Here is a 15,390-nt window from a genome sequence, read left to right on the forward strand (position 1 = left end):
CCTTTCGTGGGCGCCTCACTTCGCAAATACCTGGTCGCCGGCCTGCTGGTCTGGCTGCCGCTGGCCATCACCATCTGGGTGCTGGCCCAGGTGCTGGACGTCGTCAACGGTGTCTTCGGCTCCCTGTTGACGGCCCTGGCCCTGGTCATGCCCGGCGCCTGGCGCGCCGGCATCCTCGGCCTGCAGCACGTGCCCGGCCTGGGCCTGGTCATCCTGGCTGGCGGCCTGCTGGCCACCGGCGTGTTCGTCGCCAACATCTTCGGCCAGTGGCTGCTGACGCAGTGGGACCGGCTGATGTCCCACATCCCCATCGTCAAGAGCATCTACAGCTCGGTCAAGCAGGTGTCGGACACGCTGTTTTCCAGCAGCGGCAACGCCTTCCGCGAAGCCGTGCTGGTGCAGTACCCGCGCGCCGGCTCCTGGACCATCGCCTTCGTCACCGGCACGCCCAGCGGCGAGGTGGCCTGCCACCTGGAGCAGGAGCACGTCAGCCTCTATGTGCCGACGACGCCCAACCCCACCTCGGGCTTCTTCCTCATCATGCCGCGGGCCGACGTCAAGCCCCTGCACATGACGGTGGACGAGGCGCTGAAATACATCATCTCCATGGGCACGGTCGCGCCGCTGCCGCACCCGGGCGAGCCCGACCTGGCCGTCGAAGGCAATCGAAATCTGCAGGGTTGAGCGCCCCGGCAGGCGTTCAATCCTGAGAGCCGAGCGAGCTCATCAGCGCCCACAGAACACCCCCTGAAAAGAATCCGGAGAAATCCCATGCGTACCTGCTATGCCGGCCAAGTCAGCGAAAAGCTGCTCGACCAGACCGTGACCCTGATGGGCTGGGCCCATCGTCGCCGCGACCACGGCGGCGTCATCTTCATCGACCTGCGCGACCGCGAAGGCCTGGTCCAGATCGTCTGCGACCCCGACCGCGCCGACAGCTTCAAGATCGCCGAAGACGTCCGCAGCGAGTTCTGCCTCAAGATCGTCGGCAAGGTGCGCGCGCGCCCGGCCGGCACCGAGAACGCCAACCTCGTCAGCGGCAAGATCGAAGTGCTCTGCCACGAGATCGAGGTGCTGAACCCGTCGGTGCCCATTCCCTTCCAGATCGACGAAGAGAACCTGTCGGAGACGACCCGCCTCACGCACCGCGTGCTGGACCTGCGCCGTCCCTACATGCAGAACAACCTGATGCTGCGCTACCGCGTCGCGATGGAAGTCCGCAAGTTCCTGGACGAGCATGGCTTCGTCGACATCGAGACGCCGATGCTCACCAAGAGCACGCCCGAAGGCGCGCGCGACTACCTCGTGCCCAGCCGCGTGCATGACGGCCACTTCTTCGCGCTGCCGCAGTCGCCCCAGCTGTTCAAGCAGCTGCTGATGGTGTCGGGCTTCGACCGCTACTACCAGATCACCAAGTGCTTCCGTGACGAGGACCTGCGCGCCGACCGCCAGCCCGAGTTCACGCAGATCGATATCGAGACCAGCTTCCTGACCGAGGAAGAGATCCGCTCGATGTTCGAGGGCATGATCCGCCACGTCTTCCGCAAGGCGCTCAACGTCGAGCTGGGCGACTACCCGGTCATGAAGTACGCCGACGCCATGCACCGCTTCGGCTCCGACAAGCCCGACCTGCGCGTCAAGCTCGAGTTCACCGAGCTGACCGACGCCATGACGACGGTGGACTTCAAGGTGTTCAGCGGCCCCGCCACCACGCCGGGCGGCCGTGTCGTCGCACTGCGCGTGCCGGGCGGTGCCGCCATGAGCCGTGGCGAGATCGACGCCTACACCGAGTTCGTCAAGATCTACGGTGCCAAGGGCCTGGCCTGGATCAAGGTCAACGAAGTGGCCAAGGGCCGCGAAGGCCTGCAGTCGCCCATCGTCAAGAACCTGCACGACGAAGCCGTCGCCGAAGTCCTGAAGCGCACCGGCGCCCAGGATGGCGACCTGATCTTCTTCGGTGCCGACAAGGCCAAGATCGTCAACGACGCCATCGGCGCCCTGCGCCTCAAGGTCGGCCACAGCGAGTTCGGCAAGACCAACGGCCTGTTCGAGGACAAGTGGGCCCCGCTGTGGGTGGTCGACTTCCCGATGTTCGAGCATGACGAGGAGAACAACCGCTGGGCGGCTGTTCACCACCCGTTCACGGCGCCGAAGGACGGCCACGAAGACCTGATGACGTCGGACCCGGGCAAGTGCATCGCCAAGGCCTACGACATGGTGCTCAACGGCTGGGAGCTGGGCGGCGGCTCGGTGCGTATCCACCGCGCTGAAGTGCAGGCGAAGGTCTTTGCGGCGCTGAACATCAGCGAGGAAGATCAGCGCATCAAGTTCGGCTTCCTGCTGGACGCGCTGCAGTACGGCGCGCCCCCGCACGGTGGCCTGGCCTTCGGTCTGGACCGCATCGTCACGATGATGACCAAGGCCGAGTCCATCCGCGATGTGATCGCCTTCCCCAAGACCCAGCGCGCCCAGTGCCTGCTGACCGGCGCCCCGTCGCTGGTCGACGAGAAGCAGCTGCGCGAGCTGCACATCCGCCTGCGCAACGCGACGCCGGCGGCCTGAGCTGCGGCGATCTGATGAGAGCCTCACCCCGGTGGGGCTTAATGAGATGGTCACCCCATCTCGTGTTTGCCCCGAACACCCCGGTGACATACGTTGCCGGGGTGTTCTTCTTTGTGGCGGAGGTCATCATGGACTCTGTGACGCTGGTCGGCATCGACCTGGGTAAGCACTCGTTTCACCTGCACGGCCAGGACCGCAAGGGCCTGGCGGTGTTTCGCAGGAAGTGCAACCGCAAGCAGCTCGTCGAGTTCTTCGCCAAGTTCCACCCCTGCACGGCCATCATGGAGGCTTGCGCCGGCGCGCACTACCTGGCGCGCAAGCTCGCCGCCCTGGGCCACGAGGTCAAGCTGATCTCACCCCAGTACGTGCGCCCGTTCGTGAAGGGCAACAAGAACGACTTCATCGACGCCGAGGCCATCTGCGAGGCTGCCTCGCGACCCACGATGCGCTTCGTGCCGCCCAAGACCGAGGTCCAGCAGACGCTGTCGATGCTGCACCGCGTGCGCGAGTCGCTGGTTCGCGACCGTACCAAGACTGCCAACCAGATGCACGGCTTCCTGCTGGAGTTCGGCGTTGCCCTGCCTATTGGCTTCACCGTCATCAAGCGGTTGCCGGCCCTGCTGGCCGAGCATGAAGATTTGCCGCCCCAACTGGTATCGGTGCTGGAGCGGTTGCACGAGCACTTCAAGTACCTCGACGGCCAGATCGCCGAGGTCGAGAAGCAGCTGAGCCATCAAGTCCACGAGGACGACTTGGGCCACAGACTCATGACGCTGCCAGGCGTCGGCCCCATCACCGCCAGCGTGCTCTCGGCCGAGATGGGCGGCGGGCATCAGTTCGCCGCCAGCCGTGACTTCGCGGCCTCGCTCGGGTTGGTGCCGCGCCAGTACAGCACCGGCGGCAAGTCGACACTGCTGGGCATCAGCAAGCGCGGCGACAAGAACCTGCGACGACTGCTTGTGCAGTGCGCTCGGGCCTTCATGCAGCGATTGGACAAATACCCCAGCCCGCTGGCCGACTGGGTGCGCTCGCTGCTCACACGCCGGCATTCGAACGTGGTGGCGTGTGCGCTGGCCAACAAGCTCGCGCGCATGGCCTGGGCTCTGGCACGCAGTCACACGGTTTACGACCCGGGCAAGCTCAGGCCAGAACCGGCTGCGGCCTGACTCACCCCTCACAACAGGAACACCCAACTGGTTTTGCGACCGCTGTAGCAGTGATGACGTGAACGGCCCATTCGGCCCGGCAGGCATCCAGACCGTAAAAATGGCTTTTGAAGCCGCGGGCTTTTTAAGGACTGCCGGGCGCGACTCTCATCGTGGCGCGGGGATCATCGATCCCCATCCAGACGCCGGATAGATTTACGCAAGCCACCTTCACCTCAGCCCGCCATCAGCTCTTGCAAAAACGGGGGTGACCATAGATTTTTACGCCCCAGCTCGGGGGGATTGTCCCCAAACCCTGGGGCATGGCGACCCGATGCCGAGGGCAGACTCTCGCGTCTCTTCCTGAGGTGACCTGCATGAACCCCGTCCGCTCCTTTCTGGCCATCGCCGCCGTCCTGTTGATCGCGGGCTGTGGCAAGTCGTCCACCACGCTGGGCGACGGCGGCTCGGTCATCAGCGGCTCTGCCGGCCCCGCGGGCGCGCACAAGGCCAGCCGCGAGCTGGTGAAGTGCGACAAGCCCGTGGCGACGATGGCCCTGGTCGAGAACCCCAATGGCTACGCCTATTCCAGCAGTTATCAGCTGCCCTCCAGTCCCGTGCCGCTGGTGCGCCTGCTGGCCCAGCAGAGCGGGTGCTTTCGCGTCGTCGACCGCGCCGCCGGCCTGAAGGCCACGGTGCGCGAGCAGGAGCTCAAAGACGCCGGCATCCTGCGCCAGGACGGCAACACCGTGCACAAGGGCAAGGGCTACGAAGCCCAGTACAGCCTGACGCCCAGCCTCACCTTCAGCGAGCAGGACGCCGGCCGCCAGATCGGCGGCATCCTGCAGGCGATTCCCTATCTGAACAAGCTTGTCGGCGCGGCCGAGCAGGTCAAGCTCAAGCAGGCCCAGGCGGCCCTGCTGCTGACCGATAACGAGACGACCGAGCAGGTCGCTGCGTCCACCGGGTCCGTCGAAGTGGCCGACCTGGGCGTGGGTGGTGCCGTGCTCGGCAAGCTGGGCGGCGCCGCAGGTGCCGGCTGGAGCAATTCCAACGAAGGCAAGGTCATCGCCGCGGCCTTCCTGGATGCCCACAACCAGCTCGTGGCCCAGGTGCGCGAGCTGCAGGCCAAGGAGCTGCCGCCGGAGGTGGCGACCAAGCGCAAGCAGCAGCAAGGCGGCTGATCCATCTTCACGGCGCCGACATGCGGCGCCTCGACAGTCGCGGCTTTCCCACTCCCGTTGGAGAGTCGGTTGAAGAAGACCATTTCCGCGCTGATTCCGCTGCTGGCCCTGGCCGCCGCCGCGCATGCCGACAACTTTCCGCGCCTCGACGAGGCCCTGCCGCGCACCGTCGATATCCGCGCCACCTACCCGGTGTTTGACTTCGACGGTGACGGCTGCCTGCCCAGTGCCGGCGTGGCCCGCGATGGCCGCCAGAACGCCGGCCTGAACCCCAGCGGCAGCATCACCGGCGGCTGCCGGGCGAACAACTTCCTGGACATGTCCAACACCTTGCACCGCCATGCCTGCCTGCGCAGCGGTGCGGACACCTACTGCGGCCATTTCTACGCGCTGTATTTCCTGAAGGACCAGGCCACCATCTTCGGCGGCGGCCATCGCCACGACTGGGAGCATGCCGCGGTCTGGACGAAGAATGGCGTCGTCACCCACGCCGGCTACAGCGCCCACGGCAAGCTCTACAACGTCGCCGTGGCGCAGTTGCCGATGCAGTATGGCCACGTCAAGATCGTTTATCACAAGGACGGCGTGACGACGCATGCCATGCGCATGGCCAAGGTCAACGAGGTGGCAGAGAACGGTTATGGCCAGTTCGTCACGCCCACCATCGTCAGCTGGTACGAGGTGTACGGCGACGGGGTCAGCAACGAGCAGATGCGCAACAAGCTGAATGCCTATGACTACGGCTCGGCCACCATCCCGCTGCGCGACAACAATTTCTTGACCAATCTGAACACCTTCCGGCCCTCGGGCTATCCGGAGTTCACGCAGGCGAGCATCGAAGCCTCCAAGCCCTGAGCCCCCGGGACGGCAGGCGCGCGGCTATGCTGCTCGCATGCCTCCCGCCAAGCCGTACAAGATCCCGGAGTCGGTCCTCGTCGTCATCCACACGCCCGATCTGCAGGTGCTGCTGATCGAGCGGGCCGACCATCCCGGCTACTGGCAAAGCGTCACCGGCTCCAAGGACACACCCGACGAAGCCCTGGACGAGACGGCGCGCCGTGAGGTGCTGGAGGAAACAGGCTTCGACATCGCGGCCCTGGGCGCCGAGCTGAGCGACTGGAACCTCGCCAATGTTTACGAGATTTACCCGCAGTGGCGGCATCGCTATGCGCCCGGTGTCACGCGCAATACCGAACACGTCTTTGGCCTACAACTGCCCGAGAAGTTGACGCCGACGTTGGCGCCGCGCGAGCATCTATCGTGGCTCTGGCTGCCGTGGCATGAGGCGGCCGACCGCTGCTTCTCGCCCTCCAACGCCGAAGCCGTGCTGCAACTGCCCCGCTTCAGCGCCGCAACCTCGATGCCCTAGATGAGATCCGTTGCCCGCCCCACCCCCCATGCGCCCGGCGACGTGCTGCGCGTTGCCACCTACAACATCCACAAGGGTGTGCGCGGTCTCGGACCGGCCAAGCGCCTGGAGATCCACAACCTGCAGATGGGTGTCGAGGCCATGGACGCCGACCTGGTCTGTCTGCAGGAGGTGCGCCTCTTCCATCACCGCGAGGCCGCGTATTTCGACCGTACCTGGTTCGGCTGGCCGGACAAGGGCCAGGCCGAATTCCTGGCGCCCGACGGCTACGAGGTGGCCTACCGCACCAACGCCACGACCAAGTACGGCGAACACGGCAACGCGCTGCTGTCTCGCTGGCCCTTGGGCGATATCGGCCACCACGACGTGTCGGATCACTCTCTGGAGCAACGCGGCTTGTTGCATGTGCCGGTGCATTGGCAGGGCACGGTCGTGCATGTCGTGGTTGCGCATTTCGGGCTGATCCATTCCAGCCGCATGCGCCAGGTCGATCGTCTCGCTGCCTTTGTGCGCGACAACGTGCCCGAGGGCGCACCCTTCCTCGTCGCGGGTGACTACAACGACTGGGGCGAGCGCCTGGATACGCCGATGCGTGCCCATGGCCTGCGTCGCGCCACGCCGCCGCACGGTCGCGCGCGGGCGCCCACCTTCCCGTCGCGGCTGCCCGTGTTCGCGCTCGATCGCGTCTATGTGCGCGGCTTGCGCTGCACCGGCGTTCAGGTGCCACGCGGGCCCAGCTGGGCCCGAATGTCCGACCATCTGCCGCTGATTGTGGAGCTGGCCCTCGAATGAGGCGGCTGGGGTCGAGGCGGCGCGGCAGGCACCATGCCGTTGACCCTGGCTTCGTTGGCGGCAATGAGGTCGAGCTGCTGCGCGGCGGCGACCAGCTCTTCCCGCGCATGCATGCCGCCATCCGCCACGCCAGCAGCGAGATCTGGCTGGCGACCTACATCTTCCACAACGACGCCACATCGCTCGCGCTGGCAGATGCGCTGATTGCGGCGGACCAGCGAGGTGTGCGTGTGCGCATCGTCGTCGATGGCTTCGGCAGCAACGGCAGCATCAAGGCATTGCGCGAGCGCTTTGCCGGCAGCGGCGTGGCCCTGGCCGTGTTCCGGCCCATGGACCGCTGGTGGCGCTGGTTTCAGCCGGGTCAGCTGAGGCGTCTGCACCAGAAGCTCTTCGTTGTCGATGGCGACGTCGCCTTCGTCGGCGGCATCAATGTCCTCGACGACCGCTTCGACATCCATCACGGCGTCAGCGACCTTCCACGGCTGGATTTCGCGGTGCAGGTTCGGGGCGGCCTGGTCGACCTGGTGGGGCAGAGCGTGCGCTCGATCTGGTCGCGCGCCTGGCTGGGCCGCGAGTTCGACGATGCCCTGCTCGACTATGTGCCGTTGCGCCGCCGCATGAGCCTGTGGCTGAACCAGCTCTGGCGCGGCCCGCAGCGCCTGGCCGAGCCGGTGTCCAGGCTGCAGCCCGTCAGCGCGGCCTTCGTGCTGCGCGACAACCTCCGCCGCCGCCGCACCATCGAGCATGCCTATGCCGACGCCATCCGCGAGGCCCGGTCCAGCGTCGACATCATCTGCCCCTATTTCTATCCCGGGCAGCGCATCCGCCAGGCCTTGCGCCGGGCGGCAGACCGCGGCGTGCGTGTGCGCCTGCTGCTGCAGGGGAAGCTGGACTACCGCATCGCCGGCTGGGCCGCCGAAGCCTTGTACGCCGACCTGCTCGGCCATGGCGTGGAGATCTACGAATACACGCCGGCCTTCCTGCACGCCAAGGTCGCCGTCGTCGACGGGCATTGGGCAACGGTGGGCAGCTCCAACATCGACCCGCTGTCCCTGCTCGTCAACCTGGAGGCCAACGTCGTCGTCGAGGACGCCGGCTTCGCAGCCCGGTTGGCCGGCGAGATCGACACCTCCATCACCGCGGCCAGCCGCGTGGGAGAACATGGCGGCACGGGCCTGCGCGCCATGCTGCACCGCGCCGTCGTGGCCTGGTTCGCCTATGTCTTCCTGCGTGTAGCGGGTGCGGCGGGGCGGTACTGAGCTTCAGTCCGGGCGGCACTCAACCTTGACGGTGGACCGTTTGGCCTGCTGCGCCACGTCGGCGGCCGACATCCGCTTAGCTTTCGCGTCGGCCTGCAGCTGGCTGCTCCCGTAGTCCAGGCCGGACGCATCCAAAAAGCCGGTCAGCGTGTTGTTGCTGACGGCGAAGTTGATGTTCTGCGGAATGGACCCGGTCGCCTGCGAGACGCCGACGGCATTGATCTGGGCCACCACCACGCCGATCACCTGGCCGTGCAGGTCCAGCACCGGCCCGCCGCTGTTGCCTGGCTGCACCGGCGCCGAGATCTGGTAGCGGCTGGTGTCGTTGTTGATGCCGCCCAGGTTGGTCAGCGTGCCGGTGCTGACACCCGGGCCGCTGGCGAGCAGGCCGCTCAGCGGAAAACCCAGCACGATCAGGTCGTCGCCCGGACGCACGCCGCGCCCGCTGCGCAGCTTCAGCGGGGTCAGGCCCAGCCCGGGCACTTCCAGCGCCGCCAGATCGTTCTTGGCATCCTTCACCTTGACGGTGGCCGGCAGGTCCTGCGGCAGGATGCGCAGGCTCTTGCAGTTGGCGATGACGTGATGGTTGGTCACGACGAAAGTGCTTTGCGTGCCCACCACGAAGCCGGTGCCGCTGCTGCGGGACGGCGCCACCGCGGTCACGGCTACCGCGCCAGGGGTGGCGCTTTCAGGCTTGACCGTGCCGGCCGGCGCCACCGCCAGCAGGGCCCGGATCTGTTCTGCGACCACCGGCCACTGAGAGGCCTTGGTCTGCGCCTCGGCCTGCTGGGTGGCGCTGAGCTTGCCGCGCACGCGTTCGATGGCGGTCTTCAGCGAGTCCCGGCTGTCGCGGCTGCTGGCCACCAGATACCACGTCAGCGCCTTGACGGGGTCGGGCACGACGGCGCGACCGCGTTCGAAGAAGGAGCCCACCCACTCCTGGGCGAGGCTGTCGCGTTGGTAGGCGGCGGCCTGCAGCCACTTCAGCGCCTCCTCCGGGTCGACCGCCACGCCCTGGCCGTTGGCATAGGCGATGCCCAGCTGCCGCTCACCCCGCGGATAGAGCTGATGGGCCGCCTTGCGATACCAGTCGACGGCGGCGATCGGGTCCTTCTCGACACCTTCGCCGCGTGTGTAGACATCGCCCAGGCGTGTCTGCCCATTGGGGTTGCCTTGCTCGGCTGCCTTGCGCACCCACGGCAGCCCCTGGGCCTCGTCCTTGGGCAGGCCGCACAGGCCGCTCAACAGGCAGCCGCCATAGGCCACCTGGCCGTCGGCGTCGCCGAGTTCGGCCGCCTTGCGGTACCAGGCCATGGCCGCCGCCTGGTCCTTCTTGACGCCATTGCCCTGGTAGACCTGGGCGGCATAGAGCACCTGCGCCGGTGCGTGATCGGCCTCGGCGGCCGCCTTCAGCAGCGCGGCTGCGGCCACCTCGTCCTTGATCGTTCCGAGGCCGCCCAGCTTCATGCGCGCCACCAGCACTCTCGCGCCGTTGTCGCCCTGCGCTGCCAGAGGCTCGGCAAGCTTGAGGCTGTCGGCGTAATTGCGCTTGGTGAAAGCCTCCTGGGCCTGGCGCAGCTCATCGGTCTGGGCCAGGACGGGCAAGCCGCAGAGCGAGACAGACCCTGCAAGCAACAGGCGAGCCGACACCTTCATTGAGGTCCTCCTTGGACGGGCTTGATGTTTGCAGTGAGCGTAACCGAGCGACGCGGGTCGCCCGGCCAGCCCCCCAAGCTTGCAGGCACCTCACGTGCCGTCGGGCACTACCGGCCGTCGGCGCGGTACAGGAAGTCCAGCATTGCCGGCACGCGTCGCGCCCAGCTGCCCTCGTCGTGGCGGCCGGTGGTGTCCTCGGTGAAGCGCAGGGTCTCGTCGCCCCAACCGCGGCGGCGCAGCAGCTCGTTCAGCTCACGGGCGAACTGCATGGCCTGGTCGCCTTCCTGAGCGCCCATGTCCACCCACAGCCGGGGGCGAGGCGAGGGCGTCGTGGCGGCCGCGTCGCGAAGGATGAAGCGGTCATCCCACCAGACCGAGGGCGACACGACCAGGGCGGCGCCGAAGGTCTCGGGTCGGTGCAGGGCCAGCCACATCGAGGCCAGGCCACCGAAGGACGAGCCGCCCACGGCGGTGTCTGCCCGGCCGGTCCGGGTGCGGAAATGGGCGTCGATGGTGGGCTTCAACTCTTCCACGAGGAAGCGCGCATAGGCGGACACGTTGCCGCCGTGCTTTTGTGCCGCCTGGCCCTGACGCTCGGCGGGCTGCGTCATGACGCTGGGCGTGTAGTCATCCGTGCGGCTGGCGTCGACGCTGGACACGGCCACGACGATGAAGGGTCGCAGCCGGCCCGAAGAGACGCCGCGCTGCGCCGCCTCGTCCACCTGCCATTCGGAGCCGGCGGCCCGCGCGTCGAAGACGTTCTGGCCGTCGTGCAGATAGAGCACCGGGTAGCGCGCTTCGGGGTGTTCGGCATAGCCCGGCGGCAGCCAGACCTGGACTTCGCGCGGGTTCACATGGGTGGACGGGACGAGGCCCATGCGCTCGATGGTGCCCACGCGAGACACCGGCACATCCTCTGCCGGCGCGCCGAACACCCGCGCGACCAGGACCTCGCCGCCGTTGAGCACCACGGCGTGGTTGCGCCCCGGCTCCCAGCCGTCGCTGCCGTCCTGGCCCGTTCCACGCTCGATGCGGAACTTGTAGGCCAGCGGTTGGCCGCCCGTGGCATCGTCGGGCAGTGTCAGCCGCAGGCGATAGCGGCCCGGCTTGTCGCCGGGCTCGGCCAGCACGGAGCGGTCCCAACTCAGCGGCGCCGCACCCCCACGCAGGCCGAGGCGGTCGCGGGCCGGGTCGAAGCGGCCGGCGGCGATTTCGGCCGACAGATCGATGTTGAAGCGGAGGGTCGTGTCCGCCTGGCTCGACGCGGCTGCGAGGGCCAGCAGCAGGGCAGGGATGAAGGAGCGCATGCCGTCACGATAGACGAGACACCCGGTCCTGCCAAAAGCCATCGGCGCGAATCCGCCTCAGGGCGTGCCAGGCGCCGGCTGGCCACGGGCGGCCGCGTCGAAGCGCGCCAGCCAGGCGGCCGGTACGCGCAGGCTGCAGGCCAGATGGCGCGTGGGCGGTGCCGGCATGCCAGGCAGATTCAGCACCTCGATGGACTGCGCCTCGGCGCCGCCGCTGGCGCGCAGGGCCTGCAGTTCCGAAGCGACGGAGATGGTGAAGTCTGCGCGGCCGCGCGCCAGCATGGGCACGACCTGGGCGGTGCCGTTGTCCACCCACAGCGGCTTGCGCTGGCGCTCGGCGATCCAGCGGTCCAGCGTGGGTCCGTAGGCCACACCGTCGAAGGCCAGCAATTCGAAGCGCGGGTCCAGCATCGCGCTGCGGACATCGCGCAAGGCCCGCATCTGCGCGGCGACGCGACCGGCGACGAGCAGGAACTGCGGCTCGCCGGGCACCAGAGGCACGGACAGGCGCGCCATGTGCCGCCGCTCGGGCAGGTCGAAGACGCCCAGCAGGCAGAAGGCAGCGGCGTTGCGGCGCAACTCTTCGAGGCTGCGCTTGAAGGGCACGGGCACCCAACGCACTTCCAGGCCGGCCTGAGCCGCCCAGCGCGCCGTGCGCTCGCCCATGGGCAGATCGGGCACGCCTGCGGCCGTCAACTCGGCCTGGGGGATGTGGTGGATGACCAGCACATCGCCCGCGGCGCAGGCCAGCGGCAGCGCGAGCGTCGCGGTGACGAGCGAATGGCGGAGGGCGGCGCGCATGGATGTCGATCCTGGCGCCGATTCTGCGCCGCAGTCGTCGCGGCGCAGGCCACTCATACCCGGGGATCAGCCGCCGAAGCGCGGCGCATGCGGCGACACCAGCACGCCTGCTTGAACCAGTGCGGCTGCACGCTCGATGTCCGGCGCCAGGTAATGGTCGGCTGGCATGCTGGCGCAGTCGGCGCGCAGGCGCATATGCAGGGCCTCCACCGGCGCCGAGCTCTGCAGCGGACGCAGGAAATCGATGCCCTGGGCCGCGGCCAGCATCTCGATGGCGACGATGTGGGCCGTGTTGTCGATCATGGCGTGCAGGCGGCGTGCCGCGAAGGTGGCCATGGAGACATGGTCCTCCTGGTTGGCGCTGGTCGGCAGGCTGTCGACGCTGGCCGGGTGGGCCAGGCTCTTGTTCTCGCTGGCAAGGGCCGCGGCCGTCACATGGGCAATCATGAAGCCGCTGTGCAGGCCGGCGTCGGCCGTCAGGAAGGGCGGCAGACGCGAGATGCCCGGGTCGATCAGCATGGCGATGCGGCGCTCGGCGATGGCGCCGACTTCCGCAATGGCCAGGGCCAGGTTGTCGGCCGCGAAGGCCACCGGCTCGGCGTGGAAGTTGCCGCCCGAGACCATGACGTCCTCGAACACCAGCGGGTTGTCGGTCACGGCGTTGGCCTCGCGCACCAGCACGGCGGCGGTGTGGCGTGCCTGGTCCAGGCAGGCACCCATGACCTGGGGCTGGCAGCGCAGGCAGTAGGGGTCCTGCACGCGTTCGTCGCCTTCGCGGTGCGACTGTCGGATGGCGCTGCCGGCCAGCAGCTCGCGGTAGACGCCGGCGACCTCGATCTGGCCCGGCTGGCCGCGCACCGCGTGGATGCGGGCGTCGAAGGGGCCGTCGCTGCCGCGCGCGGCGTCCAGCGTCATCCCGCCGCTGGCCAGGGCCGTGGCGAACAGGCCTTCGAAGCGCAGCAGGGCGTGCAGGGCCAGGGCCGTGCTGGCCTGGGTGCCGTTGATCAGGGCCAGGCCTTCCTTGGCGGCCAGCGTCAGCGGCTTGAGCTCCAGGCGGGCGAGCTCGTCGCGCGCCGACACGCGCTGACCCGCCACCAGGGCTTCGCCTTCGCCCATCAGGGCCAGCGTCATGTGAGCGAGGGGCGCGAGGTCGCCGCTGGCGCCCACCGAGCCCTGGCAGGGCACGTAGGGGATGAAGCCGGCGTTGAAGGCGTCCAGCAGTGACTGCACGACCTCGCGGCGCACGCCAGAAAAACCACGCGCCAGGCTGCCGGCCTTGGTGGCCAGCATCAGCCGCATGACTTCGGGTGACATCGGCGCGCCCACACCCACCGCATGGCTGCGGATCAGGTTGAGCTGCAGCTGGGCGAGCTGGTCCTTGGCGATGCGGGTGCTGGCCAGCTTGCCGAAGCCGGTGTTGACGCCGTAGACGGGCGCGTCACCGGCGGCCGCAGCGGCCACCAGGGCGGCGCTCTTGTCGACGGCGCTCCAGTCGGCCAGCTCCAGCGCGGCACGGCCGGCGGCGATGTCGGCGAGCTGGTCCAGCGTCAGTTGTCCGGGAATGAGTTTCATAGCAGGCTTCACAGGGAAGGCAGGTTCAGTTCGTTCTTCTTGGCGCAAGCGACGGCCGACTCGTAGCCGGCATCGGCATGGCGCATGACGCCGGTGCCGGGGTCGTTCCACAGCACGCGCTCGATGCGCTTGGCGGCGGCATCCGTGCCGTCGCAGACGATGACGACACCCGAGTGCTGCGAGTAGCCCATGCCGACGCCGCCGCCGTGGTGCAGCGACACCCAGGTGGCGCCGCCAGCGGTGTTCAGCAGCGCGTTCAGCAGCGGCCAGTCGGAGACGGCGTCCGAGCCGTCCTTCATGCCTTCGGTCTCGCGGTTCGGGCTGGCGACGGAGCCGCTGTCCAGGTGGTCGCGGCCGATGACGATGGGGGCCTTCAGTTCGCCGCTCTTGACCATCTCGTTGAAGGCCAGGCCGGCGATGTGGCGCTCGCCCAGGCCCAGCCAGCAGATGCGCGCCGGCAGGCCCTGGAAGGCGATGCGCTCGGCGGCCATGTCCAGCCAGCGGTGCAGGGCGGCGTGCTGCGGGAACAGCTCCTTCAGCTTGGCGTCGGTCTTGCGGATGTCTTCCGGGTCACCCGACAGGGCCACCCAGCGGAAGGGTCCCTTGCCCTCGCAGAACAGCGGCCGCACGTAGGCGGGCACGAAGCCGGGGAAGTCGAAGGCATTGGCCACGCCCTGGTCCTTGGCGACCTGGCGGATGTTGTTGCCGTAGTCGACCGTCGGGATGCCCATCTGCTGGAAGGCCAGCATGCCTTTCACATGTTCAGCGGCGCTCTTGGCGGCGGCGGCCTTCAGCTCGGCGTGCTGGGCCGGGTCGGCCGCGGCGGCCTTCCACTGCTCGACGCTCCAGCCGGCGGGCAGATAGCCGTGGATGAGGTCATGGGCCGAGGTTTGGTCGGTCACCAGGTCGGGCTTGATGGCCGTGCCCTGCTTGCAGCGCTCGGCGAGTTGCGGAATCAGGCGGGCCGCATTGCCGAGCAGGGCGATGGACTTGGCTTCGCCGGCGGCCGTGTACTTGGCGATGCGATCCAGCGCGTCGTCCAGGTCGAAGGCCTGCTCGTCCACATAGCGGGTCTTCAGGCGGAAGTCGATGCGCGACTGCTGGCACTCGATGTTCAGCGAGCAGAAGCCGGCGAAGGTGGCGGCCAAAGGCTGGGCACCGCCCATGCCGCCCAGGCCGGCGGTCAGCACCCAGCGACCCTTGGCCACGCCGCCGTAATGCTGGCGCGCGGCCTCGGCGAAGGTTTCATACGTGCCCTGCACGATGCCCTGGCTGCCGATGTAGATCCAGCTGCCGGCCGTCATCTGGCCGTACATCATCAGGCCCTTGCGGTCCAGTTCGTGGAAGTGCTCCCAGTTGGCCCAGGCCGGCACGAGATTGGAATTGGCCAGCAGCACGCGCGGTGCATCCGGGTGGGTGCGGAACACGCCCACCGGCTTGCCCGACTGGATCAGCAGGGTCTCGTCGTCGTTCAGCTCACGCAGCGACTTGCAGATGGCGTCGAAGGCGTCCCAGTTGCGAGCCGCCTTGCCGATGCCGCCGTAGACGACCAGGGCGTCCGGGTTCTCGGCCACGGCGGGGTCCAGGTTGTTCTGCAGCATGCGGTAGGCCGCTTCGGTGAGCCAGCTCTTGCAGTGCAGCTCGGTGCCGGTGGGTGCTTTGACAGGGCGGGGCAGGGCGGTCATGACTTCTCCTGATGAACCGGGGCGGACTCTAGTTGTCTATACAAGTCAAGTCAACTAG

General features: G+C 68.1%; 13 protein-coding genes. 8 read left to right on the forward strand and 5 right to left on the reverse strand.

Annotated features, from left to right (window positions below):
• The first annotated feature begins 6 nt into the window (after window positions 1-6).
• The 8 genes from ACS5PN_RS23935 to clsB all read left to right on the forward strand — a co-directional run bounded on the left by ACS5PN_RS23935 (window position 7) and on the right by clsB (window position 8,311).
• Complete coding sequence (locus tag ACS5PN_RS23935) at window positions 7-684, forward strand: DUF502 domain-containing protein (RefSeq protein ID WP_439466534.1); 678 nt, start codon at window positions 7-9, stop codon at window positions 682-684.
• Between the two features lie 87 nt (window positions 685-771).
• Window positions 772-2,562, forward strand: coding sequence for an aspartate--tRNA ligase (aspS, locus tag ACS5PN_RS23940; RefSeq protein ID WP_439466535.1), 1,791 nt, complete (start codon window positions 772-774; stop codon window positions 2,560-2,562).
• A gap of 128 nt (window positions 2,563-2,690) precedes the next feature.
• A complete protein-coding gene (locus ACS5PN_RS23945; RefSeq protein ID WP_439466536.1) occupies window positions 2,691-3,728 on the forward strand; it encodes an IS110 family transposase in 1,038 nt (345 codons plus the stop codon).
• Between the two features lie 356 nt (window positions 3,729-4,084).
• Complete coding sequence (locus tag ACS5PN_RS23950) at window positions 4,085-4,891, forward strand: CsgG/HfaB family protein (protein ID WP_439466537.1); 807 nt, start codon at window positions 4,085-4,087, stop codon at window positions 4,889-4,891.
• A gap of 69 nt (window positions 4,892-4,960) precedes the next feature.
• Window positions 4,961-5,746 (forward strand): NPP1 family protein, encoded by a 786-nt coding sequence (locus ACS5PN_RS23955; protein WP_439466538.1) that lies wholly within the window; start codon window positions 4,961-4,963, stop codon window positions 5,744-5,746.
• 37 nt (window positions 5,747-5,783) lie between these two features.
• On the forward strand, window positions 5,784-6,260 hold the full coding sequence (nudB, locus tag ACS5PN_RS23960; protein ID WP_439466539.1) for a dihydroneopterin triphosphate diphosphatase: 477 nt from the start codon (window positions 5,784-5,786) through the stop codon (window positions 6,258-6,260).
• Complete coding sequence (locus ACS5PN_RS23965; protein WP_439466540.1) at window positions 6,261-7,052, forward strand: endonuclease/exonuclease/phosphatase family protein; 792 nt, start codon at window positions 6,261-6,263, stop codon at window positions 7,050-7,052.
• Window positions 7,049-8,311, forward strand: coding sequence for a cardiolipin synthase ClsB (clsB, locus tag ACS5PN_RS23970; RefSeq protein WP_439466541.1), 1,263 nt, complete (start codon window positions 7,049-7,051; stop codon window positions 8,309-8,311). The genes ACS5PN_RS23965 and clsB overlap by 4 nt, the downstream gene beginning before the upstream one ends.
• A gap of 3 nt (window positions 8,312-8,314) precedes the next feature.
• Here the strand turns inward: clsB and ACS5PN_RS23975 are convergent, their stop codons facing one another.
• The 5 genes from ACS5PN_RS23975 to hutU form a co-directional block, all read right to left on the reverse strand.
• A complete protein-coding gene (locus tag ACS5PN_RS23975) occupies window positions 8,315-9,967 on the reverse strand; it encodes a trypsin-like peptidase domain-containing protein (protein WP_439466542.1) in 1,653 nt (550 codons plus the stop codon).
• A 107-nt stretch (window positions 9,968-10,074) separates the two neighbouring features.
• Entirely contained in the window at window positions 10,075-11,274 is a 1,200-nt protein-coding gene (locus tag ACS5PN_RS23980; RefSeq protein WP_439466543.1) for an alpha/beta hydrolase, read from the reverse strand.
• A gap of 57 nt (window positions 11,275-11,331) precedes the next feature.
• The gene (locus tag ACS5PN_RS23985) at window positions 11,332-12,075 is read right to left on the reverse strand and encodes a hypothetical protein (protein WP_439466544.1); all 744 of its coding nucleotides are present in this window, start codon (window positions 12,073-12,075) and stop codon (window positions 11,332-11,334) included.
• 66 nt (window positions 12,076-12,141) lie between these two features.
• The gene (gene hutH / locus ACS5PN_RS23990) at window positions 12,142-13,647 is read right to left on the reverse strand and encodes a histidine ammonia-lyase (RefSeq protein ID WP_439466545.1); all 1,506 of its coding nucleotides are present in this window, start codon (window positions 13,645-13,647) and stop codon (window positions 12,142-12,144) included.
• A gap of 8 nt (window positions 13,648-13,655) precedes the next feature.
• Entirely contained in the window at window positions 13,656-15,332 is a 1,677-nt protein-coding gene (gene hutU, locus ACS5PN_RS23995; protein WP_439466546.1) for a urocanate hydratase, read from the reverse strand.
• Window positions 15,333-15,390 lie beyond the last annotated feature (58 nt).

This window comes from Roseateles sp. NT4 (assembly GCF_051857475.1).
Lineage (GTDB): Bacteria > Pseudomonadota > Gammaproteobacteria > Burkholderiales > Burkholderiaceae_C > Pelomonas.

Excerpts from the sequence above, each read along its gene's own strand:
- aspS (WP_439466535.1), top strand. The coding sequence starts at position 772 with ATGCGTACCTGCTATGCCGGCCAAGTCAGCGAAAAGCTGCTCGACCAG.
- ACS5PN_RS23945 (WP_439466536.1), top strand. The coding sequence starts at position 2,691 with ATGGACTCTGTGACGCTGGTCGGCATCGACCTGGGTAAGCACTCGTTT.
- ACS5PN_RS23950 (WP_439466537.1), top strand. The coding sequence starts at position 4,085 with ATGAACCCCGTCCGCTCCTTTCTGGCCATCGCCGCCGTCCTGTTGATC.
- nudB (WP_439466539.1), top strand. The coding sequence starts at position 5,784 with ATGCCTCCCGCCAAGCCGTACAAGATCCCGGAGTCGGTCCTCGTCGTC.
- ACS5PN_RS23965 (WP_439466540.1), top strand. The coding sequence starts at position 6,261 with ATGAGATCCGTTGCCCGCCCCACCCCCCATGCGCCCGGCGACGTGCTG.
- clsB (WP_439466541.1), top strand. The coding sequence starts at position 7,049 with ATGAGGCGGCTGGGGTCGAGGCGGCGCGGCAGGCACCATGCCGTTGAC.
- ACS5PN_RS23975 (WP_439466542.1), bottom strand. The coding sequence starts at position 9,967 with ATGAAGGTGTCGGCTCGCCTGTTGCTTGCAGGGTCTGTCTCGCTCTGC.
- ACS5PN_RS23980 (WP_439466543.1), bottom strand. The coding sequence starts at position 11,274 with ATGCGCTCCTTCATCCCTGCCCTGCTGCTGGCCCTCGCAGCCGCGTCG.
- ACS5PN_RS23985 (WP_439466544.1), bottom strand. The coding sequence starts at position 12,075 with ATGCGCGCCGCCCTCCGCCATTCGCTCGTCACCGCGACGCTCGCGCTG.
- hutH (WP_439466545.1), bottom strand. The coding sequence starts at position 13,647 with ATGAAACTCATTCCCGGACAACTGACGCTGGACCAGCTCGCCGACATC.
- hutU (WP_439466546.1), bottom strand. The coding sequence starts at position 15,332 with ATGACCGCCCTGCCCCGCCCTGTCAAAGCACCCACCGGCACCGAGCTG.